Genomic DNA, 25,199 nt, shown 5'->3' on the forward strand with positions numbered 1-25,199 from the left:
AACTAAATTTTCAAGCGAAAATTCAGTTCAAAACCCCAGTGTAGGTTGGCCATAATTGCTGGCCAGCCACGCTGAAGCTGAGGCCGGCAGCGGCAGCATAGCCAAGCCTAGGGCCCGGCGCCGACGCACGCTGCCGTTCTCCGCCCGTCCGCCGCGAGCGCTGAACCTGGTAAGTGCCGTGGCAGGTCTCCTGGCTTGCGCTGCCGGATGGGCGGCCTTCCCGCGGCGCTGGCTACCTAGGGGGTAGCCGGCGCTGGCAGTGGCATGGGGTGCCCACCCCGATGTAGCGCGTACAGTTGCGGGGACAGCTTCGGACTTAAACCGAATTCCCTTTTCAACCTCGCTCCTAAAAAGAGTCTGGTCACCATAGCACTACAAATGTACAATAGGTGAACTGTCTGTTAGTACGCGCGTAACGAAGTAAGCGCGGCAATCTTTTCTTCCCGTCAGCCTTATTGCCGTTACCGGCCTAGCGGCCCAAAGAGAGTACCACGCTTCACTCCGTTGCGCTCGCAATGACAACCTTACACTTCCTTGCTACTTCCTAGGTCCTTCTTCGAGCGCCCCGACGTGCTCACCATCGCCCGCCAATTGCTAGGCAAGCGCGTCTTCACCCGCATCAATGGCGAGCTGACGGGCGGCCGCATCGTCGAAACCGAAGCCTATCGCCACGAGGGCGACCCCAGCATCACGCTGCACTTGCAGCGCAAGGCCAAGCAGGCGCGGGGGCTGTACCAGCCCGGCGGCACGGCCTACCTCTATACCGTGTACCGAGTGCACACGCTCTTCAACATCACGACCTACGATGCCGAGCACCCGGATACGGTGCTTATCCGGGCCATCGAGCCGCTCGAAGGTCTCGACGTGATGCTGCGCCGCCGCGGGCTGGCCGCCGTAGCCCGTAACCTCACCGCGGGCCCCGGCGTGCTCAGCCAAGCCCTAGGTCTCACGCCTGCCCTCACTGGCGAGCTGGTAACTGGGCCTCACATTTGGTTTGAAGACGCGGGCGAAATTGTTCAGGATGAACAAGTAATCGCTAGCTCCCGCGTGGGCCTAGAGTACGCTGGTGCCGAAGCTGTGGCGCTGCCCTGGCGCTTCCGCCTGAAAGACAGCAAGTGGACCAGCCCGGCGAAGTAAGCTGTAGCTAGCATTTGTTATTGCGAGCGCAGCGCGGCAATCCTTCATCGTCGTGGTACTGCCTCTAGCGTGAAGGAAAGATTGCCGCGCTGCGCTCGCAATGACAGTTTATTGCTCACTGTTGATTGCTCATTGTCAAATGATGGCGCTCATCTTTCACGGCGTTGTGAATGTCCCACACCACTTCGTGCTCAAAGGCATGGTGGCGCACGGGGCAGTCGGGCATGTGGCACAGCGAGCAGGCCGCGTACGAGCACGGGTCGGCGTGCACAAACATCTCGATTTCAACCGCCGCGAAGCGCGCCCGAATTAGCTCCTCTACTTCGTGAATTTCGGTGTGCACTTTTTCGAGCGAGAAGTAGTAGGGCATCTGCATGTGGCAGTCGATGTGCAGGTTAGCACCGTAGCGCTGCACACGTAGGTTGTGCACGTCTATCCAGCAGGGGCGGCGTAGGCGCTGTAGCTCGGCAATAACCTCGGCCACGGTGGCCAGGTCGCTCTCGTCCATGAGGCCGCCCACGGCGCTGCGCAGCATTTGGTAGCCGTTAAACAAGATGAAGGCACCTAGACCTAGCGCCGCGCCCGCATCGAAGCGCAGCACGCCCGTGAAGTGAACCAGCACCAGCGCCGCCGACGACACAATGCTCGTGAGTGCGTCGATGTAAAGGTGCTGCCCATCGCCCACCAGCGCCACCGACTGCACCTTGCGCCCGGCCCGCACCAGCCACAGCCCTAGGCCAAAATTGACCACCGACGTGCTCGCCAGCAGCGCTACGCCCCAATCGGGCCGCGCTACCTGGTGCGGGTGGATGAAGCTGAGCGTGGCGCTGTACAGGATGAATGCCCCCGCAATAAAAATCAGCGCGCCCTCGAAGCCCACCGATAGGTACTCGATTTTGCCGTGGCCGTAGGGATGGTTTTCGTCTTTGGGCAGGTCGGCCAGGTATAGGCTGTACAGCGCAAAACCGCTCGTGAATACGTTGATAATGCTCTCCAGCGCATCTGTCAGCACCACTTGTGAGTGGGTGAGGCGATAAGCGTAAAACTTGGTGAGCACCAAACCTATGCTAACGACGAGCGAAAGCAAACCTAGGCGGCGCTTGAGGCCAGGCGAAGCAGCCATGAAGAAAAAATTTGTGAAAAAGGCCCGCAAAGGTCGGCACGAAACGGAGCCAGCAGGTACGGCCGTACAAGCCCCAACCACAGATGCCCCGAGCGGGTGCCTAGGCAGAAACCTTTTACGGGTTTTTGCAGTATTTAGGTTAGTTTAAAATAATTTTTAGGCTAATCTAAAAATTCAGTTACTTTTGCTCTAATTACTTAAGTATTACGTGTTGTTACCTTCTACTACCACCGTTGACACTCCGGCCGCCTCGGTGCCCGAGCCGGGCTGGCGCCACGCTCGCCGCGGCACCTCGCTCAGCGAAGTACACGCCAGTATCCCGGTACCAGGAGCGGGCGCTACCTTTTGGCAGCGCTTTCGGGCCTACTGGGGGCCGGGGCTGCTGGTGGCCGTGGGCTACATGGACCCCGGCAACTGGGCCACCGACCTGGCCGGTGGCGCCCGCTTTGGCTACACGCTGCTGAGCGTAGTGCTCATCTCGAATCTGTTTGCCATGCTCTTGCAGCACCTGGCCGCCAAGCTCGGCATCGTGACCGGCCGCGACCTGGCCCAGGCCTGCCGCGATAACTATTCCAAGCCCGTGGCCATCGCCCTATGGCTGCTTTGCGAGGTGGCCATCGCAGCCTGTGACCTAGCTGAGGTCATTGGGTCGGCCATAGCGCTCAACTTGCTCTTTGGCCTGCCCCTTCCCTGGGGAGTTGCCATCACCACGCTCGACGTGCTGCTGGTGCTGCTGATGCAAAATAAAGGTTTCAAGCTTATTGAAAGCCTGGTGGCGGGACTTATCTTTTTGATATTCGCCTGCTTTCTCTACGAAATCATTGCCTCAAAGCCCGACTGGTTGGGCCTGGCCAAAGGCCTGGTGCCGCAGCCCGAAGTCGTGACCAACCCGGCTATGCTCTATGTAGCCATCGGCATCCTAGGGGCCACCGTGATGCCTCACAACCTGTATTTGCACAGCAGCATCGTGCAGGTGCGCCAGATAGTGCCCACGGAGGCTGGCAAGCGCTCGGCCATCAAGTTTGCTACCATCGACTCGACGGTGGCCTTATTCCTGGCCTTCTTCATTAACGCCGCCATCCTGGTCACGGCCGCGGCGGCATTCCATGGCAAGGGCTACGAAGACGTGGCCGACATTGCCGATGCGCACAAGCTCCTCACGCCAGTACTGGGGGCGGGGGCAGCTAGCGCCGTGTTCGCCATCGCACTATTGGCCTCGGGCCAAAGTTCGACGCTGACCGGCACCCTAGCCGGCCAGATTGTAATGGAAGGCTTCCTCAACCTGCGCCTTAAGCCCTGGCTGCGCCGCCTCATTACGCGGTTGGTGGCGGTGGTGCCGGCGCTGGTAGTCGCCATCTTGTATGGTGAAAAAGGCACTGGGCAGCTCTTGGTATTCAGCCAAGTAGTACTGTCGCTGCAATTGTCTTTCGCAGTAGTGCCATTGGTGCTCTTTACCAACGACAAGCTCAAAATGGGCGTGTTCGTGAACCGGCCTTGGGTGCGCGTGGTGTCCTGGGTGGTAGCGGGGCTCATCATTGCGCTCAACGTGTTTTTACTCTGGCAAACGGTGGCGGGCAACGAGTAGCGCGGGCAGCAACGCCCGCCTACTCACCCGGCCAATGAGGGGTTTTCAGTAGCCCCGTTTCTGACGACGATTTCTCTTTTTCAAGCGGCTGAAAAGCTGGCTCTGGGCCGCGCCTTGCCCCTAGGTGTGGGCTTTTATTACCGGGTATGTTATGAAGCAACTTCTCCTCTGCCTGCTACTTATGCCCTTTTTGGCCCAGGCCCAAGCGTTGCGCGGCCACGTGCAAGATGCTGCCGGGCAACCCGTGCCTTATGCCAGCGTGGCTGTGCCCGCCCTGCACCAAGGCACCACCGCCAATGCGGCGGGCGACTTCACGTTGCCGGACTTTCCCGCTGGGCCGCAGCAGCTGGAAGTCAGCGCTGTCGGCTACACCACAGTCCGCTCGGCCGTGACGCTGCCGCTCGCCCAACCTTTGCTAGTAAAGCTAGAAGCTAGCGAAAAAGCCCTAGGGGAAGTGGTAGTAACGGGGGTAGGGCGAGCTACCGAAATCCGCCGCTCGCCGGTACCCATTGCGGCGCTGAGCCAGAGGGAAATTCGCTTGAATGCCAGCACCAACGTCATCGACGCGGCTGTGCGGGGCGTGCCCGGGCTGAGCGCCGTCACGACCGGCCCCAACGTAAGCAAGCCGTTCATCCGGGGCCTAGGGTACAACCGCGTGCTGACGCTCTACAATGGCCTGCGCCAGGAGGGGCAGCAGTGGGGCGACGAGCACGGCATCGAGGTCGATGCCTACGGCGTGGATAGGGTGGAGGTGGTGAAAGGCCCAGCCAGCCTGCTCTATGGCTCCGACGCTGTGGCTGGCGTGGTAAACCTGCTGCCCGCGCTACCTAGTGGCCCGGCCGGCGAGCTACACGGCGAGGCCCTAACCGAGTACCAGTCAGTGAACGGCCTATTGGGCGCGTCCCTAGGGCTCAATTATCAGAAGAACGGCCTACAAACAAGCTTCCGCGCCAGCCAGCGCCTAGCCCGCGACTACCGCAATGCCGTGGATGGGCGCGTGTACAACACCGGCTTTAGAGAGCTGACGCTGACGGGCATGGTGGGCGTGCAAAAGCGCTGGGGCGGCGCCCACCTCTGGCTCACGACCTACGACAACCATCAGGAAATACCCGACGGCAGCCGCGACTCGCTGAGCCGCGCCTTCACCCGGCAGGTGTTCGAGTCGGATGCCGACGACATCCGCAACCGCCCAGTGGTGCCCGACTCCGAGCTGCGCAGCTACCGTATTGGTGACTTGCGCCAGCACATTCGGCACTACCGGGCCTTTGCCAGCGGCGAGGTGAAGCTGGGCGCCGGCGAGCTGCGCCTGCTGCTGGGCGTGCAGCAAAACCACCGCCAGGAATTCAACCACCCCACCGCGCCCGACCAGCCGGGCCTCGACCTGCGCCTGACCACCACCAGCTACGAGGCGCGCTACCTGCTGCCCACCTGGCATGGCCTAGAGCTGACTGTGGGCGGCAACGGCATGAGCCAGGTGAATACCCACTTGCAAGCCACCGACTTCCCCATTCCGGCGTACCGTTTGTTTGACATCGGTGGCTTTGGCGTGGCTAAAAAGACCCTAGGCAAGCTGGAGCTAACCGGCGGCCTACGCTACGACACCCGCGTGGTGCGCTGGGATGATTTCTACGTAGCGCCCAACCTAGGAACGGGTTTTGACGGTGCTGCGGGGGCCGGCACGCCGGGAGCAGCCCTACAATTCCCGACGTTTCGCAATGCCTATCGGGGGCTTTCGGCCAGCCTGGGCGGCAGCTACGCCCTGGGTAGCCACCTGGTGCTGCGCGCCAACATAGCGCGCGGCTACCGGGCGCCCAACATCCCCGAAATCGGCTCCAATGGCCTTGACCCTGGCGCGCACATCGTGTACTTGGGCAACCGTGGGTTTCAGCCGGAGTTCTCGTTGCAGGAGGACCTAGGTGTGCTGTGGCAGTCGAAAAACTGGGAAGCCAGCGCCGAAGTTTTCCACAACTACGTGGATAACTTCATTTACCAGGCGCGGCTTTTCGATGCTCAGGGCCAACCCGTGGAGGTGGTGCCCGGCAATGCTACCTACCAGTATCAGCAGGCCGCCGCTCGCCTCTACGGCGGCGAAATCAGCTTCAACCTGCACCCGGTCGCCCTGCCCTGGCTGAGCTGGCGCACCGGCGCCGCCCTCGTGGTAGGCCTCAACGACAACCCCGCCTTGCGCGAGCGAGTGGGTGATGCCGCCCGCTACCTACCCCTGATGCCACCCGCCCAGGCCCGCACCGAGTTGCGCCTCACGGCGCCCACGCGGCCCGGCGCCCGCCTTGCGGCCAGCTACCTGCGCCTGACCCTGGACGGCACCGCCCGCCAAAACCGCTACTACGCCGTGGATGGCGCCGAAACTGCCACCGCCGGCTACGTGCTGCTGGGCGTGGGCCTAGGTACCACCTGGCGTACCAAGGCCGGGCGCGAGGCCTTGCAGCTATTCGCGCAGGTTGATAATCTGTTTGATACGGCATATCAGTCGCACCTCAGCCGGCTCAAGTACTTCGAGTACTACGCCGCCTCGCCGAGCGGCCGGCTCGGCATCTTCAACCCCGGCCGCAATGTGGGAGTGAAGCTGGTAGTGCCGTTTTAAGCATATCGACGAGGTAGCTAGGGCTTGTCAGGCCGAGATGTTGATTCAGCAGCTTGGGACACGTACTGTTCCCTTTCTTCTGTCATGCTGAGCTTGCGAAGCATCTTCTCACGTTGAGATTACCTAGCGTGAGAAGATGCTTCGCAAGCTCAGCATGACAGACGTTGTTTTATTTATTGTTTAGGCTATACCTGGATTTACAGAGGTAGGGCATTCATCATAAGCCAAAGGGGCTGTGAGTAGCAGCAGATTAAGGAAAAATGAAAATATTTCTTATCATTGACGCGGTAGAATATTTTCCTCTTTTCCCTTCTTTCTATGCCCAAACTTTACTCTTCTGGCCGAGGCTGGCCGCAGGGGATGCTCCTGCTGCTTTGCTTGGTGTTGTTGCATACGGCTGCCTGGGCGCAGTCTGCTGCGGGGCAGCGCTTTACGCTGCAAGGCCGCATCACGGATGCCACGGGGCAGGGACTGCCCGGCGCCACGGTGCTACTAAAAGGCACTGGCCTAGGTGCCTCTTCGGGCAACGATGGCGCGTACTCGCTTACGGGTACCCGACCGGCCGGCGCCTACACCCTCACGGTATCGTTGGTGGGGTATAAGACAGAGGCGCGGCCCATTACCCTAGGGTCCGCCGAAACGGTGACCACCGACGTGACCCTGGCCGAAAGCCGCCAAGACCTCGACGAGGTAGTGGTAGTAGGCTCGACTGTAACCACCAGTCGCCGCGAACTCGGCAACGCTATCAGCACCATCAATGGCAACGACTTGACCCAAAGCGGCTCGGGTGGCGTGCTCAATTCCTTGCAGGGCAAAGTGCCGGGCGCCCAAATCACGCAGAACTCGGGTGACCCGGCTGGCTCCATCTCGGTGCGCCTGCGCGGGGTGCACTCGCTGACGGGCTCTTCCGACCCACTCTACGTCATCGACGGCGTAATTGTGAGCAACGCCAGCACCAACGTCTCGCAGCTGGCCTTGAGCAATGACATCGGCTCGGCTAATGCTGGTCAAAACCGCTTGGCTGACCTCAATCCCAATGATATTGCCAGCATCAATGTCATCAATGGTGCAGCGGCGGCGGCGCAGTATGGGTCGCGGGCGGCCAATGGCGTGGTGCTCATTACTACCAAGCGCGGGCAGGCGGGGGTCCCTAGGGTGTCATTTTCGGGTAGCTTTCAGCTAAATGAGTTGCGCCACATGGTGCCGGTGAACACCTACGGCCGGCAGTTTGGTTACGCCGGGCTGAGGCTCTACACCATTGGGGTGCCAGCGGTGGCCGCCAACCCCGGCGTAACGACCACCGGCATTACCCGCGCCAACGCTACGACCCAGCTCGCTACCAACCAGGTAGATGTGACGCGCTACAACTACTTCGACCAGGTTTTCCGCACCGGCTACGGCACCGACGATGCCGTGTCGGTGGCTGGTGGCTCGGAGCGCACGCAGTACTACTTTTCCCTAGGGTACCTCAAAAACCAGGGTATTGTGAAGGGTACCGACTTCACACGCTACAACCTGCGGGCGCGCATCGACCAACGCCTCACCGACTGGGCCAAGGTGTCGGCGGGCATCAGCTACATCAATAGCTTTTCGAATGAGAAGGCTAATGGCAATGTCTTCTACAGCCCCATTAACTCGGTCAATATCACCAACAACATCTACGACATTACGCAGCGCGACGCGGCTGGCAACCTGCTGGCTGTGGAGCCTACCCGCGTCAACCCGCTCTCGACCATCGAGGACATGAAGTTTACGCAGGGTGTGAACCGCACCGTGAGCGACGTGCAAGTAAACCTGACGCCAGTGAAGGGCCTGAGCGTGGACTATGTGCTGGGGGTAGATGCCTACTCGCAAGCCGGGCAGGGCTACATCCGGCCCTACCCATACCAGGCCACGGCGGGCCTGCCCGCCGCTCGCTACCCCCTAGGCTACGCTTCAAACGCTAACAACGTGGCGGTGCAGCTCAACTCTGACCTGAACGTGGGCTACGAGCGCTACCTAACCGAAAAGCTGAAATTGAACCTACTGGCGGGCTATAGCTACCAGTATAGCCGCCAAGAGCTTACCTCTACACAGGGCCAAAATTTGGCGCCCTTTATCACGACCGTGAGCGGGGCGGCCAGCACTACGGTTACGTCCAGCTACTACCTCGGCCAGTTTGACCTCAGCGGCCTCTACGCGCAGGCCACCCTTGGCTATCAAAATTTATTGTTCCTGACCGGGGCCATTCGCCGCGACCGCTCTACCATTTTCGCCGAGTCGCAAACCAACCAATATTACCCCAAGGTCAGTGCATCGCTGGTGGTGTCGGACCTCAGCTTTTGGAAGAACGCGGGCATTGCCAAGCCTTTCGGCACGTTTAAGCTCCGCGCCAGCTACGGCGAGGCGGGCAACCTGGCCGGCAATAATCCTTACACGCGCTTCTATCAGTTCCAGCCGGTTGGCTTTTTGGGGCGCAATACTATTGTGCCAAGCACGCTGCTGGGCAACCTAGGCCTGCGACCCGAGCGCAACAATGAGCTGGAAGGGGGTGCCGACCTAGGCTTCCTCAACGACCGGCTGGGGCTGGGAGTAACTGTGTATCGGCAAAAAATCACGGACCTACTGGTGCAGCGCAATACCGCACCATCTACGGGCGGCTCCAGCGTGACAGCCAACGTGGGCACAATGGAAAACCGCGGCCTCGAAGTGGTGCTGAGCGCCACGCCCGTGAAAACCACCGATTTTACCTGGGACCTGACGCTTATTTACAACCGCAACCGCAACAAGGTGCTCGACCTGCCGGGCTCGGGCGGTGCTACCCAAGCTATCTCGATTGACAACGCCGCCGGCGCGCCGGTGTACCTGCTCAGCGGCCAGCCGGCGGGTGTGTTCTACGGCTCGACCTACGCCCGCAACCCCGATGGCTCGCTGCTGCTCACGCCCCAGGGCTTCCCGCAAGATGAGCGCACCAGCGGCCAGGCCGTGGGCTCTACCACCTTCACGCCGGCCCGCGAAGCCAACGGTCAGCCCAGCTACGCCGCCGGCACCGCCGTGGCCAACGCCGTCATTGGCAACCCTAACCCTAACTGGACGGGCTCTGTCAACACCAATTTTGCCTACAAAAAGCTGTCCTTGCACCTGCTTCTCGACGCCGTGCGCGGCGTGAGCGTGTTCAATGCCGACAAGCGTACCCGGCAGGGCGTCGGCCTCGGCGACCTAGCCGAGCAGGAACTGCGCGGCGACCTGCCCCGTGGCTACATCTTCGCCATCTACAACACCCAGCAGTTTCGGGTCGATGACGGCTCCTACGTGAAGCTGCGCGAGGTGGCCCTGAGCTACGCGCTGCCCACGTTCACCAAGTTTATCAGCGGCTTGAATATCGCTTTGGTGGGCCGCAACCTGTATTCGTGGGACCACTACAACGGCTTCGACCCCGAAACCAGCGCCGGCGGTTCATCTGACTTGCTGCGCGCCATCGACTTCGGTAATGTGCCGATTCCGCGCACGTATCAGCTCAAGCTTTCGGCCACATTCTAGCGCATATAGCAGATAATCACTATGAAAAAGCTATTTTTTCTGGCCGCCCTGCTATCGCTCGGGGCCTGCAATAAGGAATATACCAACCCCAGCTCAGCCAATCAGACGCAGGTTGTCACGTCGTCCGATGGCCTCATCACGCTCTGCAATGGCTTGCAGTACCGCTACAGCACAGGCGGCCTGCTGAGTGTGCTCTACAACGCCACCGCCCTAGGTGGCCTCAGCACCCGCGAGCTGAACGTGCTCAACGTCGGCAACATCGAGGAGTATAACGTGAGCCTAGGGGCTGGCAACGTGAACAATAGCAACGGCGTGGTGCGCAACGTTTGGACCCAGTGCCAGCTGGTGCGCGCCAACGCCGACCTCGTGCTGGCCAATGCTGGCAACGCGCCCGAGGCGGGCACCCGCAGCGGTATCGTGGCCTACGCCAGCATCTTCCGGGCCTTGGCCCTAGGTACGCTGGCCGAGTTTTTTGAGCAAGCGCCCCTCGTAACCAGCGACAATGCCCCCTTCGTGCCCCGCGCTCAGCTGCTAGAGGCGGCCGTAACGCAGCTCGAAACGGCTGCCGCGCAGCTCGCTACTACGCCCGTGTCGGCCGACTTTACCAGCAAAATTGTGCCTGGCCTCGACCTGGCCAACACCTTACAAGCGCTCATTGCGCGCTACAGCTTGGAGGCCGGCAACTACGATAAAGCCATTGCGGCTGCGGCTAAGGTGGACTTAACGAAAGCGTCGCTATTCAATTTCGACGACAACACCCGCAACCCGATTTTTGAAGTCGCCTTTGGTAACCGCAACGTGTTTGAGCCTACCGACACTAACCTAGGGCTAAGCGGCGCGCTCACACCGGACCCCGCCGACCGGCGCCTGCCCTTCTTAGTGCGTGCCAATCCAACTTCTACCCAAAACCGAGGCTTGGCCTTCTATACCGCTAACAATGCACCTATTCCGGTGTACGTACCGCGCGAGATGCTACTTATTCAGGCCGAGGCGTATGCGCGCAAAAATGACTTGACGAATGCTGTGGCGTTCCTAAACCAAGTGCGCACGAGCACTGCGGCCGCGCCCGTCAACTCTAATGGCCTGCCCACAGCGCCTCCCGGTGCGGCCCTAGGTGCCTACACGGGCGCCGTGACCGCCGATGCCGTGCTACTCGAAATCTTGCGCAACCGCAACATCGAGCTAGCTTTCCAGGGCTTCCGCCTGCCCGACAGCCGCCGCTTCAGCCGGCCCGGCCCCGGAACTGCGGGCGCCGAGCGCAACCGCACCTTCTATCCTTATCCCCGTACCGAGCGCGAGAATAATTCTTCGACGCCGGCCGACCCTGCGATATAAGGCATTAGCTAGGGCCGCCATTGAGGGTGCTAAGGGCGGCTATTAAATAATAAAGAGCGAGCAGGTCTAAGCTCTGCTCGCTCTTTTGGCTTTGTAGGCATAGATGGCTAATTACTTACGCACTACTGTCAAGAGCTTGGTCTTGTTCATGGCCGCGACATTGGCGCGGGGCATGGGTATCAAGAAGTTATTAAGCTGACTCATTATGGAGTCTGGGTGCGCGCTCACGGCCTCTAGGCTGGTGGGCCGGTAGGTGCTGGTTTGCAGGTAGACCGTGTCGGGCGCGATGCGAGCCACGCGCATCAGGCTGTAGTGTTTGTCTGGGTTGCGCATGGCATAGATGTCGGCCACTTTTGGGGCCTCCAGCAGCGGCTCATTAGCGGCGGGGTCGGCGGCCACCAAGGCTTCTTCCATGGCCGAGGCGGTCGGGGCCGTCCCCACTACATTGGTCAGTTGCTTGGCGGTGGGGTGCTTTTGGCCACCTAGGGCGCCTACTATCATCAAGCCTACAAAAAGCACCCCAACTACGGCCAGGGCCAGGTAATTCGTGACTGGTATGCGGGCCTGCTGCTGTGCCTCCAGCGCTGGCTCGCGGTAGGCGGGCGGCATCTGCTTGGCTTCAAATACTTGCTGGCAATGGCCGCATTTGCTCACGCTGCTTTTGCCCATCGGCAACACCGGAATCCAGAACAAGTGCAGGTAGCGCGAATAAACGGTGACGAACACGGAGTTGCGCGTGCCGCAATTGACGCACGAAACGCCTACTAGTTCAAAGTTGCTGATGATGGAGGTGCCAGTGCCGAAAAAGAAAATCATGAGAATGAGGAAGTAAGAAGTGCCCCCAAAGAAACACGCAAATCGGAACTGCCTTGCGCATGAGCCCCCTTTCCTTCGCAAAACGGCTGAACCTCTGCGCCCGCCCGTAGGTTTGTAGTCCCGTGTCTACCGCTTCGCCCCGCCTTCTGCTGCTCACGCCGCCGCTCACGCAGCTCAATACCCCTTACCCGGCCACAGCCTACATCAAAGGCTTTCTGAAGGGGAGGGGCTACGAGGTGCGGCAGGCCGACCTTAGCATCGGCTTGGTGCTCAAGCTGTTTTCGAAAGAGGGCCTAGGGCGGATGTTCGACGAAATTGAGGCCGGGGGCTACGACCTCAGCGACAATGCCAAGCGCATGCTGCGCCTACGCCGCCGCTACGAAGCCACCATCGGCCCGGCCATTCGGTTTTTGCAAAACCGCGACCTCACGCTGGCACCGCGCATCTGCCACGGCCGCTTCTTGCCCGAAGCCAGCCGCTTCGACAACGTGGCCGACCTCGAAACGGCCTTCGGCACGATGGGCCTCACCGACCAGGCGCGCCACCTGGCCACGCTGTATCTGGAAGACCTAGCCGACTTGGTGAAGGAGACCGTGGGCCCACAGTTTGGCTTGTCGCGTTACGCCGAGAGCCTAGCCATGTCGGCCACGCACTTCGACCCCTTGCACGACGCCCTGCAAAGTGCGCCCAACCTGGTCGATACCATGCTGCTGGAGCTGCTCGACGAGCTGCTGGCCGAGGTGCAGCCCGACATTGTCGGCTTCACGGTGCCCTTTCCTGGCAATCTCTACGCGGCCCTTCGCCTGGCGCAGCGCATCAAGCAGGTGCGCCCCGCCACCGCCACCGTGATGGGCGGCGGCTACCCCAATACCGAGCTGCGCGGCTTGAAAGAGCCGCGTTTCTTCGACTATATCGATTACCTGACGCTAGACGACGGCGAAGGTCCTTGGCTGCGGCTCTTTGCCTATTTGCAGGGCCAACTGCCGCAAAGCGAGCTGCAGCGCACCTTCCTGCGCAATGAGGCCGGCGAGGTGGAGTACCTCAATTATCCGCACCCCGACATTCCGCACCCCGAGGTGGGCACGCCCGACTACTCCGACCTGCACCTAGGCGACTATCTCTCGGTAATCGAGGTGCTGAACCCCATGCACCGCCTCTGGAGCGATGGGCGTTGGAACAAGCTCACCGTGGCCCACGGCTGCTACTGGAAACGCTGCTCGTTCTGCGACGTCACTCTCGACTACATCGGCCGCTACGAAGCCGCGCCCGCTACGCTGCTAGTCGATAGAATCGAGCAGATAGTAGCCCAAACCGGCCAAACGGGCTTTCACTTTGTAGACGAAGCCGCGCCGCCGCTGGCCCTGCGCGACCTCGCCATCGAGCTGCTCAAGCGCCGCGTCAGCATCAGCTGGTGGGGTAATATTCGGTTTGAGAAAACCTTTACGCCCGACCTGTGCCGGCTGCTGGCCGCCTCGGGCTGCATCGCCATCTCGGGTGGGCTGGAAGTGGCGTCCGACCGCCTGCTGGCGCTTATGGAAAAGGGCGTGACCATTGCCCAAGTGGCGCGCGTCACGCAGGGCTTCACGGCAGCGGGGGTGTTAGTGCACGCCTACCTCATGTACGGCTTCCCGACCCAAACTGCTCAGGAAACCGTGGACGCGCTGGAAGTAGTGCGCCAGCTCTTCGATGCGGGCATAGTGCAGAGCGGCTACTGGCACCGCTTCTCGATGACGGCCCACTCGCCCGTCGGGAAAAACCCCGCTAAGTACCAGGTGGCCGCCGTGGGTCCCGAGCCTGGCCCGTTTGCCTGGAACGACCTCTGGCACGACGACCCCCTAGGTGCCAACCACGAGCAGTTTGGCCCTGGCCTCGCCAAGAGCCTCTACAACTACATGCACGGGGTGGCCCTGCGCGAGCCGCTCAGTTTCTGGTTCGATTTCAAAACGCCGCGCCCCACAGTGCCCCGTCAGCTCATTCAGCAAGCCCTGAATGAGCCCGATAAGCCCGACGCTGCCCAGCCCAACCGCCGCCTCTTCTGGCTCGGCAACGCACCTGAGTTCGAACTGCGTACCATCGGCAGCAATGGCCCCAAGGATAAAAAAACGACCCGCGCTGTACTCACGTGCTACGAGCAGGCCGAGGACTTTGAGGTAAAAACCACCGAACTCATCGGCCCCTGGCTGCACCAGCTGCTCACGCGCCTCAGCACCGATTACGACACCAAAGTGCTGCTCAAGGAAGCCGCTGCCAGCTTTCCGGCCGGGGCCGGCTCCTGGGAAAACTTCCTGCAAAGTCCCGCCTGGCAGCTGCTGCGCGAAAAGGGCCTGCTGCTTATTTAGCGGGGTGGTTGCTGCTCGCGCAGCCAGCCCACTACGGCTTCTACCAGCCCCGCGCCTTGGCCGCGCAGTACTCGGGTGCGTGGGTTGGCCAGGGCAGTGCGCAGGTCCGCCGCTGTGCGGACTGTCGATGCATCGGTAGCTTCATAAACGCCCAGCACGTGCCCGCTGCGGGCTAGCGTGCGCCACACCGGGCGCGTGGCAGCGGTAGGGGGCGGGGCACCCTGCACTACCACGAAAGCCGGCCGGGGTCCACCTAGGGTAGCCTCGGCAAGCATAGTTGCTAGCAGTGGCGCGCGCGTGCCGGCCGCCCAGGCACCCACCCGCGCTGTATCGACGCCCGGCGTGCGGCGCAAGTAGGCAAGAGCGGCCGTAAGGTGCGGCGGCACCAGAGTATCGGCGGCGGGCAGCAGCAGTACGGTGTAGCCTTCGCGGGCCAGGGCATCGGCCCAAGCGGGGGCACCAGGGGCTGTGTCGGAGGTAGGAAATACGGCCAGGGCCACGCCGGGCAGCGTTTCGTCGGCGGGACTGAAGAGTAGCGCTTGGCCGCTAGGCCCCGCTACTTCATCGCGCCGCACCCGGTATACGGCTGGCTCAGCTGGCCCTCGCCGCAGCAGTAGCACTGGGTAGGTAACCGAATCGACAGCCAGCGCCCCGCGCCAAAAATCTCCTTGCTGCGTCAGGGTCAGGGTTTCGTCCGCCCGCCCGGGCCGCGCGAGCCGTAGTGTATTTTGCGCAAAGTCTAGGGTGTCGGCCACAAAGCTGAGGCTTGGGGCAGTAGGCACTACTAATTCGGCATCATAATGGCCGGGACGCGGGTGGCGTACCTCTAGCGCGGCCCGCAGGGCTGGCTGGCCAGGCACATCTAGCGTGCCCGCAAAGTGGCCAGTGGGCGGGTGCGTCGCCCCCGCCTGCCCGCTGGCCGCCTCAGGCTGAGCTTGGCAGCCGGCCAGCCCGGCCAGCAGCACTAGCAGGGCGCCGAAGCGACAGCGTATGGTATAAGTAAAAACCCGCACGGCCAAATATACGCCTAGGTGCGTCCCGCGAGGCCCTTGCGCAAGATGAGGTCGCGCTGAATGTCCTCGCCTAGCTTGAAGGCCTGCTCGCCCACTTCCCGAAAACCAAAACGCTGGTAAAAGGCCTTGGCGCGCTCGTTTCGCTCCCATACCCCCAGCACAATAGCTGTGCAATGCTCCGCCTGCGCCAAGTCCAGCACCCGGCGCATTAGCGCGGCACCTAGGCCCGTGCCAATCCAGTCCTCAACCACGTACAGCTGTTTTACTTCAAGGCGGCCCTGCGCTGGCTCACCAGGCCCGAGGCCCAGCGTCGAGTCGCGCCAGAGCTTGGCAAAGCCCACCAGCTCGCCTTGCATCTCGGCCTGCAAAAATGTGCACTGAGGCTGTTGAAGCTCACTAAGCTGAATGTCGGGCCCGTAGGTTTCGGCCAGGAAGGCGGCCATGTCTTCGGGCGTATTATCAGCGGCGAAGGTTTCACTAAACGTTTGGCGACCTATGGCTGCCAAGCGGGTAGCCGTAGCCAGGTTGGCCTTGGCAATAGAGATGCGGAGAGGAGAGGACATACTACCAGCAAAGGTCGGGTACACTACCCAAACCAAAGCTTGCACCTAGCCCGCCCGGCCCACGCGCCAGCCCACGTAGCTAGTAAGCACCCCCGCCCCAATACCTAGAGCCACTCCCAACAGCGGCTGAAACTCTAGCAGCCCTAACGCCCGCCAATTAAATAGTAAGACGTATAGCTTAAGCAGCTGCCCTAGAACTAGTAAGATGCCTGCTGCAATAAGCAAGCCGGCCGCCATGCGGCGCGAGAAGGGCGTGAGAACAGTGCGAGACGATTGACGATGGGGCATACGTACTAAATAAACGCCCAGGGACGGTTCGATGTTCCACGCCCAGTGCACTACTTGCGATTTCCTCAAACCACTGTATCTTTACTCCACCAACCCCCGCGAGAGTAGCTCAGTTGGTAGAGCATCAGCTTCCCAAGCTGAGGGTCGCGAGTTCGAGCCTCGTTTCTCGCTCATTATAAGCCAGCCACTTAGCAGAAATGTTAAGTGGCTGATTTATTTTTTAATTATACGTAGCCTAGTCACTTCTACCACGTCAGCTATACAGACCAAAAAAGCGGCTGCCTAGTAGTGAAGTGCGTATTGCCTCGCCAAAAAGTGAGGAAATTTGCGAGTCAGGTTGGCACTACCCTTCGCTGTAGGGTTTATAGTTATGTCGTCATTTGCTTGGCCGCTGGGGATTTGTATCGAATAGGACCGCGCGTTCTCAGACAAATGAGAAGTCCGGCGACTGGCACAAAAGATACCTTGAGCTAGCTAGTCAGGCAGCTCGGCTAAACTTACCGCCAGAGCTTGTTCCAGCTCCGCGCGATGGGCGTTGCCCCATTGCTCCATTACCTCGATTACCGGTAACAGGCTCTGCCCTAGACTCGTGAGGCTGTACTCCACTTTGGGCGGTAACTCAGGGAAGATAGTTTTCTGAACCAAGCCGTGCTGTTCCAGCTCCGCTAGCTGCACGTTGAGCACGCGCCGCGTGGCGCTAGGAATCATGCGTTGCATGGCGCTGGGGCGCTGAATACCTTGTGCAATGCAGGAGAGCAGAGTGGATTTCCATTTGCCGTGCAGCACTTCTTTGGTGAGCACGGAGCCACAGTTCAGCGTGTTAGCAATTTTCTTCTGATACATTGGGAAACAGGTAAGGTCCGAGGGGTATAGGGATTAAAACCGCCCTAGGGGTTAAAAGTATCGGGTGCCGAATAACTTTTCCGTACTTGTCAGGGCTTCTCGACCACCGGAATTTTGCTTCGCGAACAGCGCATCAGCTGTAGCGCATTTGCTTCAATTTAGTAAAATACAATGGGAAAGCTCACTGGAAAAGTAGCGGTTATCACTGGCGCTACGTCGGGCATGGCATTGGCCACGGCCAACTTATTTGTGGAAGAAGGCGCCTACGTCTTTATTACCGGCCGCACCCAAGAGAAGCTCGACGCCGCCGTGCGCGCCATTGGGCGCAACGTGACAGGGGTGCTGGGCGACGCGGCTAGCCTGGCCGACCTAGACCGCCTCTACGAGACAGTCCGGCGGGAAAAGGGCAAGATAGACGTGTTGTTCGCCAGCGCGGGAGCGGCTGGCTTTGGCAAGCTAGGTGAGATTAGCGAAGAACTGTTCGACACCATTTTTGATTTAAACGTGCGTGGCACACTCTTCACGGTGCAGAAGGCGCTGCCACTGCTCTCTACAGGCAGCTCCATTTTGCTTAATGGCTCGGGGGCTTCTATCAAAGGCTACCCCGCTAACAGCGTGTACAGCGCCAGTAAAGCCACGCTTCGGGCCTTCGTTCGGGGTTGGTTGGTGGACTTGCAGGACCGCCACATCCGCGTCAACTTGCTAAGTCCCGGGGCGATAGATACGCCCATGATGGCCGCTACCGGCCCAGAATTTAAAGCTCAGATTGCCGCGCTCATCCCGCGCGGGGAAATGGGCCGCCCGGAGGAGATTGCCGCCGCCGCTCTATTCTTAGCTTCGGCAGATGCCAGCTTTGTAAATGGCATTGAGCTTTTTGTGGATGGGGGAATGGGGCAGATTTAAGGAAGAGAGCATAGGCAAGGCGTTTTGCCGATTCTTGCTTGTCCACCGACGTGTCCAGTATTCGCTAGAGCCGCGCGTTACAGCTGCATAGCGTTATTTCTGCTAAGAGCAAGTAACGCAACTAAACGCTGGCGCCAGAATAGGGCGAGAGCCTCGGCGATGGGATACAACTCCTTCGTGCTAAAATCATCGGTTTTGGCATTGTTGCACCAGTAGCAGCAGTGGGCTAGGTTGCCCTCAGTATAGCCGAGCTTGGGGGGGGGAGTAGCCGATTTCAAAGTAGGTGCCTCAGATGCGCAGCTAATTGGTGTAAAACCGACCAGTGTGGAGTACGGTCTGAGGCTGTGCTTAAGTGAGTTGATAGTAGACGCAGGCGGACTCTAGGGTGAAGAGGGCGTCGAAGGCGGAGGGGAGCCGAACGTATGCTGCATGGCTCAGGAAGTATAGGTAGTAAAGCTGATAACCAAAGATTTTATGGCTTACTTCTTGACGCACGAAAAAGCGCTAACCTAGGCCTAGGTTAGCGCTTTTTCGTGCGTCAAGAAGTAAGGAATCTTGTTCAGAAGTATAGGTAAGAGCCCGGCGACTGAATGGACTCTTCCACAAGTAAGCTAGGAGGCTGACTGTGGGATAATGCTAATCATATCATCCTCGCTGGGCTCCTTAGCAGGCTTCAGGTCCAGAGCTTGGTCGGGCTGCACCCGGCGGCGGCGCTGCACAGGAGGCAGCGCTACCGTTTCACCGGTCTCTAACGATTGCTCTACCGCGGCGAGCACGCGCATATCCATCAGCCCTTCTTCTCCATCGGCTTCTGGGTGACGGTCGTGGAGGATGCAGTCAGAAAAGTATTGGGTTTCGTTGCCAAACTGCTCGACCGGCTTGAAGTCATGTGTTTTGCTGCCGTCCTCGGTTTTTTCGATGTAGGAGATGCCTACCTTGGGCCCAAACATGAAGCACGGTGAGGCGTAAACCGTGGCTTTGGTACCAACCAAGGTGAAGCTCTCGGCCGACGCCGTCGCGTAGCTGACGGTAAACTGGGCGGTACGCTCACTGGCGAAGCGCAGCATCACGGCCACCGTATCGTGAAAATTGAAGCCGCGCTCCGGTGTTTTCGTACCCACGGCATGCACGCTAATCGGCTCCTCGTCGAAGAGATTACGAACCGCGTTTAGCGGGTAGGTGCCCATGTCGGGCACTGGCCCGCCCCAATAGCCATTATGACCGCGCGAATTGGCTTCCGCCACGTTTTGAGCAAAAATGGAGGTGAAAGCCCGCAGCTCGCCAAAGTCCCCGTTGTGGGCCCGCGTAAACAGCTCCACATTGCCGGGCTCATGGTGCAGCCGGTAGGCAATCATCAGCTTAGCCCCGCTTTTTTGCTGCGCGGCCAACATTTGCTCGGCTTCTGCTACGCTCGAAGCCATGGGCTTTTCCAGCAGCACGTGGATACCAGCCTCCAGCGCGGCCACCACGAACGGGGTATGTAGTGCATTAGGGGTAGCCACGTAAACGGCGTCGATTTCGCCGGAGACTAGCAGCGCGCCATATTCTTCATACGACCACGCCTTGATGTCGTATTGGTTGGCCAGCTCATCGGCCTTTACTGGGTCACCGGTCACCAGAGCTGCGAGTTCGGAGTTATTGGTGCGCGCAATGCCGGGCATAAACGCTTGCTGCGAAATCTGACCACCGGCCACGACGGCGTAGCGAATTTTCTTCGTGTGTTGGAACATAGCTAGTAGCTGCTGAGGAGGTAAGGCTTCGCCGAAGGAGCAAATCCGTAATAGTCTAGGGAACAGGTGCAGGCAAAATGCCAGTCACACCTGTTTTAGTTATACGTCACACTTGGGCGGGTGTTCATTAGCTTCCCTACAGTAGATAGACCAGCTAGGGGTATAAGTTCAGGGCAAAAAGGATAGTATCCTTCTGCTAGAGAGGAGGGAACTGGGGGAGTATGTACTAGGATGTTACTGCCTAAGACCCTACTGCGCAGCCGCTTCATACAGGCTCTCCAATAAGCCATGTTGGGGCTTGTCGCCCGTCAATTCCCAAAACATAATGCCTCCAAGATGCTTCGTTCGGACGTACTGCGTTTTCAAGCGGATAGAGCGCGGATTGTCGAATGTGGCAAATTCTTGGCGGCGAGCGTTGTAGGCATAAGGAGCTTGCGCAATCGAATCCCAGTAAGTTGCGAAGCCCTGCGTGGCTGATAAGCTGTCGGTAAATTCCTTATAATTAAAGGTCTTATAAAACTTGCCAGCTTGCCGCAGGCCCTGCTTAGCGGAAGGGACGTGATTAAAAACTCGTGCGTAAAAAGCGGCGCCGATGACAATCTTGCCCGGCGCCACGCCTACGGAGTCAAGGTAGCGCACCCCGTCATCCACCGAGACTTGCTGTGGCGGACTCGGGTAGAGGGGCGTATGGTGACCCGTCAAGGTGCTATAGCCGTTTACCAAGTCGTAGCTCATTAGGTTAACTCGGTTGACGAGCGGCATTACAGCAGGCCATTCAACGGACTTGCGCAGATACTCTGGGAAGCCACCAGCGGCAAAGCTTATCTCATAAGTGTTGCCTAGGGTAGCGCGCAGGGCCTGCACTAGCAGCGTGAAGTTGTGGCGGTCTTCGGGGGCAAAGCGGTGGCCCGGGGGGCCGGCAATAGCTGGATATTCCCAATCCAAATCGATACCGTCGGTGTGAGTAGCCCGCAATACCTGCTTGACGGAAGCGGCAAAGTCCGAGCGGCCTTTTGCCGTCGCAAATACCTGCGAGCAGGTCTGGCAGCCGCTCCAGCCCCCGAGCGATAGCATGACTTTGAGTTGCGGCTGTTGCGCTTTCAGGGCTACCAAGGCGGCCACAGTAGCTTTATCCTGCGGCTTATCAAAGGCCAAAGAATTGCCTTGCAAATGCAGAAAGCTGTAGATGATGTGCGTGAGCCCCTTGGTTGGATAGGACCGAAAGGCCGTGGCATCGCCGGCGTAATAAGCTATAACTGCTAGACTAGGCTTGGGGACCGCGGGGGGCGTAGAAAGGCGAAAAGCAGTAATGCCTCCCATCGTGGCTACCAGGAAAGCCGCACAAAGAACAAGTCGCATAAGCTAGGCACAGACAAGCAGGTTCGAATTGGTCTCTAAGGTAAGAGGCCGCACACGCACGACAGCAACTGCCAGCATACCACCTTGCCTAGCAAAAAAGTCTCGTCACCAGTACTAGCTAGGCTTTGCACAGCTTGGTAGACCCGTGGCTGCTTTGTTTTTGAAACTGGCTTCTAGACCTGCCTTGCGGCAAAAGGCTCGCCTAGGTGTTCCACTGCTGATTGCTTCGTAGGTATAAAAACTAGTCAAGGCATCTGGCTATTTATCAGCCATTATTATCTGCTGCCAGTTCTTGGCGCCTTACTTTGCAGGAAGCCGAGCTCGGTTGCTTGGCTCGTGTCAGTTTCATTTTGCTTTTGCTCTTCCTACTATGGCTGCGTCTACTTCGCCCGGTGTTTTCATGCATCACGTACTGTTTTACATGCCGGCCGCGGCTAGCGCCACCGACCGGGCTAGCCTGCTAGAGGGCTTGCAGCAATTGCAGCGCATCCCGGCCATTAAGCTGTCTCATGTCGGCACCCCGGCCGAAACTGACCGTGCGGTTATTGACCGCACTTATACTTATTCTTTGCTGTGCATTTTTGAGAGTGCGGCCGCAGAGCAAGATTATCAGCAGCATCCGATTCACGACACATTCAGGCAGGAATATGCCCGCTACTGGGAAAAGGTCGTGATTTATGACGCAGTAGGACCAATGCTACCCAGCCTACAAGGAGAGTAGGCACCAGGTGAGAAGCAACCTAAGCAGTTATGGTGGGCGAGAGCTGTACCTAGCACAACTGCTTAGGTCGCCTGTACACAGCCCAAGCCAATCACCCTTGGTCAGTGGCGAGCCATTTGCTTTGGTTGGTCAGTTAAAGCGAAGAACGATGGCTACTGCCGAGCCTAGCAGAAAGTGACATGTCGAGAGCTTGGTGCAGAAGTGATAAGGACCTAGGGTGCCACTGGTAGCGAAGCCGCGCCACCGTGCTACCTTGCTGGCCTACTGCGTATTTCACTAAGCTGGCCTCATGCACAAAAGACTCTGTTTCACGCTTTCGTTTTTGTTTATTGCGGCGCGTTTGCTAGGTGCGCCCATTACGTTGCTGTCGCCCGATAAGCGCCTCAGCGTGTCGGTTAATTTGCAGGGGCGCATAAGCTACGCGGTGTCGGTAAGCGGCACGCCGGTGCTGCAAGACTCGTATGTGCAACTCAATCTCGCGGGCCAGCACCTAGGCGAGCGCCCGCAGCTGCGCAAGAAGTCTATCAAGGCGGTGAATACGACATCGCAGCCAGTGGTGCCCCTCGCCAATAGCACCATTAGCAACGCCTACAATTTGCTGACGCTGGATTTCAAAAACGATTTCAGCGTGGAGTTTCGGGCTTATAATGATGGGGTAGCCTACCGCTTCGTTACCAACAAAAAGGACTCGGTGGAGGTGAGCAGCGAAGACGTGCACCTGCACTTCGCCAGCCCCGTCGAAACGTCTTACTTGGAAACAGGCAGCTTCAAAACTGCTTACGAAATCCTGTACAAGCGCCAACCGCTGGAGGCTGTGAACCGGGACAAAATGAGCGTGCTGCCGATGCTGTTCGCCACCCCCAAGTACAAGGCGCTGTTCTCAGAGGCCGACCTCTACGACTACCCGGGCCTGTTTGTAAAAGCCGTGGACGGGCAGACGGTCACGGCCACGTTTCCGAAGGCGCCGCTGAAGTTTGGGCCTGACGGCGACCGCAGCGTGAAAATTGTGACCGAGGCGCCCTACCTCGTCAAAACGGCTGGCAAGCGCACGTTTCCGTGGCGCTTTCTGGTCATCACCGAGCGCGATGCGCAGCTGGCGGCCAACCAAATGGTGTACAAGCTCAGCACGCCCAATCAGCTGAAGGACACGCAGTGGATTAAGCCCGGCCAAGTGACTTGGGAGTGGTGGCACAACGCCTACGTGTACGGGGTCGATTTTAAGTCGGGCTACAACCAAGACACCTACAAGTACTACATCGATTTTGCCTCAAAGTCCGGCATTCCCTACATCCTCATGGATGAGGGCTGGGCTAAGACGACGCTCAACCCGTTTGAGCCCAACCCGACCATCAATCTGCAAGAGCTGATTGCCTACGCTAAGACTAAGAATGTCAAGATTCTGCTGTGGTTCACTTGGCTAGCTATCGAGAACAACCCCACCGTGTATGAAACCCTAGAGAAGTGGGGGATAGCGGGCATGAAAATCGACTTTATGGACCGCAGCGACCAGTGGATGGTCAACTACTACACCCGTGTGGCTAAGCGGGCGGCCGAACACCACTTGCTGGTCGATTTTCACGGCGCCTTCAAGCCCGCCGGCCTAGAAGTGGCCTACCCCAACGTGCTGTCGTACGAAGGCGTGATAGGCATGGAGCAGAACATCGGGGGCGGCCTAGCCACGCCGAAGAACAACCTGTATCTGCCGTTTTTGCGCAATGCGGTGGGGCCCATGGACTACACGCCCGGCGCCATGCGCTCGGCCCACCCCAAAGACTACCGCGGCAACTGGGTAAATACGATGAGCATCGGTACCCGCGGCCACCAGCTGGCCATGTACATCGTGTTTACCAGCGGCTTGCAGATGCTCGCCGACAATCCCTTCAACTACCTGCGCGAGCCCGAAACTACTTCTTTCATTACTGCGGTGCCCGTGACCTGGGATGAAACACGCGTGCTGGAGGCGGCTGTGGGCGACTACATCGTCACAGCCCGGCGCAAGGGCACCACTTGGTACCTAGGCGGCATGACGGCCGAGAAAGCCCACGAACTAACGTTGCCGACCGACTTCCTAACTAAGGGCGCTCGCTACCAACTCACCCTAATTAAGGATGGCGTGAATGCCGACGTGCAGGCCATGGACTTCAAGCGCGTCGTTCAGCCGATGCAGCCCGGCCAACCTATTACCCTAACGATGGTGCCCGATGGCGGCTTCGCCGCCCGCATCGAGCTTATGCCCTAGTAGCTTGCTAACCTAGACGCATAGCAAGCTTATAAAAGAAGAGGACGACCTAGGTCGTCCTCTTTTGGTTTGGTAGCTACTTGGCCGGTGCTACGCCCTTGGTCGTCTGCACTATCGGCTGTATGGTGCCGTCGGGGTTGTAGTGCATTTCGTCGACGCAGATGGAGCGCCGGTAGCTGCCGCCGGTGGGCAAGGAGCCATTGTGGTAGAAGAAGTAGCTCTTGCTCTTGTAGTCGATGATGCCAGGATGGGTAGTAAAGCTGTTCGGCACGTTTTCCTGAATGATGCCACGGTAGGTCCAGGGGCCGGTGGCGCTGGGGGCCGTGCAGTACTCTATCATTTCGGGCTTGGTGCCGGCGCTAGCGTACACGAGGTAGTAGAGCTTTTTGCGCTTGTACACCCAGGGGCCCTCGATGTAGTTCTTGATATTCAGCACCGTGATGGGGCTAGCCAGCTCCGTCAGGTTGTCCTTGAGCTTCACCCAGCGGCAGCTTAAGTTGCCCCAGTACAGGTAGGCCTGCTTGTCATCGTCGATTAACACGGTGGGGTCGATGTCGTCCCAGGCGTGCGGCTTATCCTTGGTCATCTCATTCACGATAAGCGCCTTGCCAATGGCATCCTTGAACGGCCCGGTGGGGCGGTCCGACACGGCCACGCCGATGGCCGCGCCGCCTTGGCTGTTGTCGTCTTTCTTATGAAATGTGGATACAAACCAGTAGAACTTGCCCTTGTGGTACACGCACTGTGCTGCGTAGGCATCGCCAGTGGCCCAGGCGAAAGTCCTAGGTGACAAGCGCGTGCCGTAGTCTTTCCAGTGCACCATGTCGGTGGTGGAGTAGATGCGCCAATCGGGCATCTTGTAGTTAGTTTCCTGCACCGAGGCTGTGTCGTGGCCAGTGTACAGAAACAGCGTGTCGCGGTACACCAGCGGCGCCGGGTCGGCCGTGAACACGTCTTTGATAATTGGGTTTTGCGCCCGGAGCGAAGCACTAGCCATGCAGGCCAGCAGGAACGTGAGGAGAAGGCTTTTCATGATGGAAATAGCGGGAGTGGAAGAAGCGCCCGGCCCTAGGTCTGGCCAGGG

At 59.3% G+C, this 25,199-nt stretch carries 18 protein-coding genes, 1 tRNA gene and 1 riboswitch; of the genes, 10 read left to right on the forward strand and 9 right to left on the reverse strand.

What is annotated here, in order from left to right; translation table 11 throughout:
- Window positions 1-163: 163 nt before the first annotated feature.
- Window positions 164-384: riboswitch (cobalamin riboswitch) on the reverse strand.
- A 150-nt stretch (window positions 385-534) separates the two neighbouring features.
- On the forward strand, window positions 535-1,137 hold the full coding sequence (locus FNT36_RS08950; protein WP_144846565.1) for a DNA-3-methyladenine glycosylase: 603 nt from the start codon (window positions 535-537) through the stop codon (window positions 1,135-1,137).
- A 115-nt stretch (window positions 1,138-1,252) separates the two neighbouring features.
- Here the strand turns inward: FNT36_RS08950 and FNT36_RS08955 are convergent, their stop codons facing one another.
- A complete protein-coding gene (locus tag FNT36_RS08955; protein ID WP_144846567.1) occupies window positions 1,253-2,260 on the reverse strand; it encodes a cation diffusion facilitator family transporter in 1,008 nt (335 codons plus the stop codon).
- Window positions 2,261-2,513: 253 nt separating this feature from the next.
- Between FNT36_RS08955 and FNT36_RS08960 the strand changes: the two genes are divergently transcribed.
- From FNT36_RS08960 to FNT36_RS08975, 4 genes are all read left to right on the forward strand, one after another.
- Complete coding sequence (locus FNT36_RS08960; RefSeq protein ID WP_144847481.1) at window positions 2,514-3,845, forward strand: Nramp family divalent metal transporter; 1,332 nt, start codon at window positions 2,514-2,516, stop codon at window positions 3,843-3,845.
- Between the two features lie 151 nt (window positions 3,846-3,996).
- Window positions 3,997-6,447, forward strand: a complete 2,451-nt coding sequence (locus tag FNT36_RS08965) for a TonB-dependent receptor (protein ID WP_144846569.1) — start codon at window positions 3,997-3,999, stop codon at window positions 6,445-6,447.
- A 318-nt stretch (window positions 6,448-6,765) separates the two neighbouring features.
- Window positions 6,766-9,966, forward strand: a complete 3,201-nt coding sequence (locus FNT36_RS08970; protein ID WP_233635796.1) for a SusC/RagA family TonB-linked outer membrane protein — start codon at window positions 6,766-6,768, stop codon at window positions 9,964-9,966.
- Window positions 9,967-9,987: 21 nt separating this feature from the next.
- Window positions 9,988-11,301 (forward strand): RagB/SusD family nutrient uptake outer membrane protein, encoded by a 1,314-nt coding sequence (locus FNT36_RS08975; protein ID WP_144846571.1) that lies wholly within the window; start codon window positions 9,988-9,990, stop codon window positions 11,299-11,301.
- A 111-nt stretch (window positions 11,302-11,412) separates the two neighbouring features.
- Here FNT36_RS08975 and FNT36_RS08980 read toward each other — a convergent pair whose 3' ends face one another.
- Complete coding sequence (locus FNT36_RS08980; RefSeq protein ID WP_144846573.1) at window positions 11,413-12,117, reverse strand: zinc-ribbon domain-containing protein; 705 nt, start codon at window positions 12,115-12,117, stop codon at window positions 11,413-11,415.
- 122 nt (window positions 12,118-12,239) lie between these two features.
- Here FNT36_RS08980 and FNT36_RS08985 point away from each other — a divergent pair, with 122 nt between their 5' ends.
- Entirely contained in the window at window positions 12,240-14,456 is a 2,217-nt protein-coding gene (locus tag FNT36_RS08985; RefSeq protein ID WP_144846575.1) for a B12-binding domain-containing radical SAM protein, read from the forward strand.
- Here the strand turns inward: FNT36_RS08985 and FNT36_RS08990 are convergent.
- The 3 genes from FNT36_RS08990 to FNT36_RS09000 are packed head-to-tail and all read right to left on the reverse strand — an operon-like array spanning window position 14,453 to window position 16,320.
- Entirely contained in the window at window positions 14,453-15,469 is a 1,017-nt protein-coding gene (locus tag FNT36_RS08990; protein ID WP_144846577.1) for an alpha/beta hydrolase, read from the reverse strand. The genes FNT36_RS08985 and FNT36_RS08990 overlap by 4 nt on opposite strands.
- A 14-nt stretch (window positions 15,470-15,483) precedes the next feature.
- Entirely contained in the window at window positions 15,484-16,032 is a 549-nt protein-coding gene (locus tag FNT36_RS08995; RefSeq protein WP_144846579.1) for a GNAT family N-acetyltransferase, read from the reverse strand.
- Between the two features lie 45 nt (window positions 16,033-16,077).
- Window positions 16,078-16,320: a hypothetical protein gene (locus tag FNT36_RS09000; protein WP_144846581.1), complete on the reverse strand. Its 243-nt coding sequence runs from the start codon at window positions 16,318-16,320 to the stop codon at window positions 16,078-16,080.
- A gap of 98 nt (window positions 16,321-16,418) precedes the next feature.
- Between FNT36_RS09000 and FNT36_RS09005 the strand changes: the two genes are divergently transcribed.
- Window positions 16,419-16,491, forward strand: a tRNA-Gly gene (locus tag FNT36_RS09005).
- A 303-nt stretch (window positions 16,492-16,794) separates the two neighbouring features.
- On the opposite strand, the gene FNT36_RS09010 is transcribed toward FNT36_RS09005, so the two are convergent.
- Complete coding sequence (locus tag FNT36_RS09010; protein WP_144846583.1) at window positions 16,795-17,163, reverse strand: winged helix-turn-helix transcriptional regulator; 369 nt, start codon at window positions 17,161-17,163, stop codon at window positions 16,795-16,797.
- A gap of 171 nt (window positions 17,164-17,334) precedes the next feature.
- On the opposite strand from FNT36_RS09010, the gene FNT36_RS09015 reads away from it, so the two are divergent.
- Entirely contained in the window at window positions 17,335-18,066 is a 732-nt protein-coding gene (locus FNT36_RS09015) for an SDR family NAD(P)-dependent oxidoreductase (protein ID WP_144846585.1), read from the forward strand.
- A gap of 611 nt (window positions 18,067-18,677) precedes the next feature.
- Here FNT36_RS09015 and FNT36_RS09020 read toward each other — a convergent pair.
- Window positions 18,678-19,796, reverse strand: a complete 1,119-nt coding sequence (locus tag FNT36_RS09020) for a Gfo/Idh/MocA family protein (protein ID WP_144846587.1) — start codon at window positions 19,794-19,796, stop codon at window positions 18,678-18,680.
- Window positions 19,797-20,045: 249 nt separating this feature from the next.
- The gene (locus FNT36_RS09025; protein WP_233635797.1) at window positions 20,046-21,155 is read right to left on the reverse strand and encodes a glycoside hydrolase family 18 protein; all 1,110 of its coding nucleotides are present in this window, start codon (window positions 21,153-21,155) and stop codon (window positions 20,046-20,048) included.
- A gap of 370 nt (window positions 21,156-21,525) precedes the next feature.
- On the opposite strand from FNT36_RS09025, the gene FNT36_RS09030 reads away from it, so the two are divergent.
- The gene (locus FNT36_RS09030) at window positions 21,526-21,876 is read left to right on the forward strand and encodes a Dabb family protein (RefSeq protein ID WP_144846589.1); all 351 of its coding nucleotides are present in this window, start codon (window positions 21,526-21,528) and stop codon (window positions 21,874-21,876) included.
- 289 nt (window positions 21,877-22,165) lie between these two features.
- Window positions 22,166-24,115, forward strand: a complete 1,950-nt coding sequence (locus tag FNT36_RS09035; RefSeq protein WP_144846591.1) for a glycoside hydrolase family 97 protein — start codon at window positions 22,166-22,168, stop codon at window positions 24,113-24,115.
- A 76-nt stretch (window positions 24,116-24,191) separates the two neighbouring features.
- Here the strand turns inward: FNT36_RS09035 and FNT36_RS09040 are convergent, their stop codons facing one another.
- Window positions 24,192-25,148, reverse strand: coding sequence for a glycoside hydrolase family 43 protein (locus tag FNT36_RS09040; RefSeq protein WP_144846593.1), 957 nt, complete (start codon window positions 25,146-25,148; stop codon window positions 24,192-24,194).
- Between the last annotated feature and the right edge of the window lie 51 nt (window positions 25,149-25,199).

It is taken from the genome of Hymenobacter setariae (genome assembly GCF_007713685.1).
GTDB classification, from domain to species: Bacteria; Bacteroidota; Bacteroidia; order Cytophagales; family Hymenobacteraceae; genus Hymenobacter; species Hymenobacter setariae.

Bases quoted from the DNA above. Each gene is read 5' to 3' on its own strand.
- FNT36_RS08955 (WP_144846567.1), bottom strand. From the start codon at position 2,260: ATGGCTGCTTCGCCTGGCCTCAAGCGCCGCCTAGGTTTGCTTTCGCTC.
- FNT36_RS08965 (WP_144846569.1), top strand. From the start codon at position 3,997: ATGAAGCAACTTCTCCTCTGCCTGCTACTTATGCCCTTTTTGGCCCAG.
- FNT36_RS08970 (WP_233635796.1), top strand. From the start codon at position 6,766: ATGCCCAAACTTTACTCTTCTGGCCGAGGCTGGCCGCAGGGGATGCTC.
- FNT36_RS08975 (WP_144846571.1), top strand. From the start codon at position 9,988: ATGAAAAAGCTATTTTTTCTGGCCGCCCTGCTATCGCTCGGGGCCTGC.
- FNT36_RS08980 (WP_144846573.1), bottom strand. From the start codon at position 12,117: ATGATTTTCTTTTTCGGCACTGGCACCTCCATCATCAGCAACTTTGAA.
- FNT36_RS08995 (WP_144846579.1), bottom strand. From the start codon at position 16,032: ATGTCCTCTCCTCTCCGCATCTCTATTGCCAAGGCCAACCTGGCTACG.
- FNT36_RS09000 (WP_144846581.1), bottom strand. From the start codon at position 16,320: ATGCCCCATCGTCAATCGTCTCGCACTGTTCTCACGCCCTTCTCGCGC.
- FNT36_RS09010 (WP_144846583.1), bottom strand. From the start codon at position 17,163: ATGTATCAGAAGAAAATTGCTAACACGCTGAACTGTGGCTCCGTGCTC.
- FNT36_RS09015 (WP_144846585.1), top strand. From the start codon at position 17,335: ATGGGAAAGCTCACTGGAAAAGTAGCGGTTATCACTGGCGCTACGTCG.
- FNT36_RS09020 (WP_144846587.1), bottom strand. From the start codon at position 19,796: ATGTTCCAACACACGAAGAAAATTCGCTACGCCGTCGTGGCCGGTGGT.
- FNT36_RS09025 (WP_233635797.1), bottom strand. From the start codon at position 21,155: ATGCGACTTGTTCTTTGTGCGGCTTTCCTGGTAGCCACGATGGGAGGC.
- FNT36_RS09030 (WP_144846589.1), top strand. From the start codon at position 21,526: ATGGCTGCGTCTACTTCGCCCGGTGTTTTCATGCATCACGTACTGTTT.
- FNT36_RS09035 (WP_144846591.1), top strand. From the start codon at position 22,166: ATGCACAAAAGACTCTGTTTCACGCTTTCGTTTTTGTTTATTGCGGCG.
- FNT36_RS09040 (WP_144846593.1), bottom strand. From the start codon at position 25,148: ATGAAAAGCCTTCTCCTCACGTTCCTGCTGGCCTGCATGGCTAGTGCT.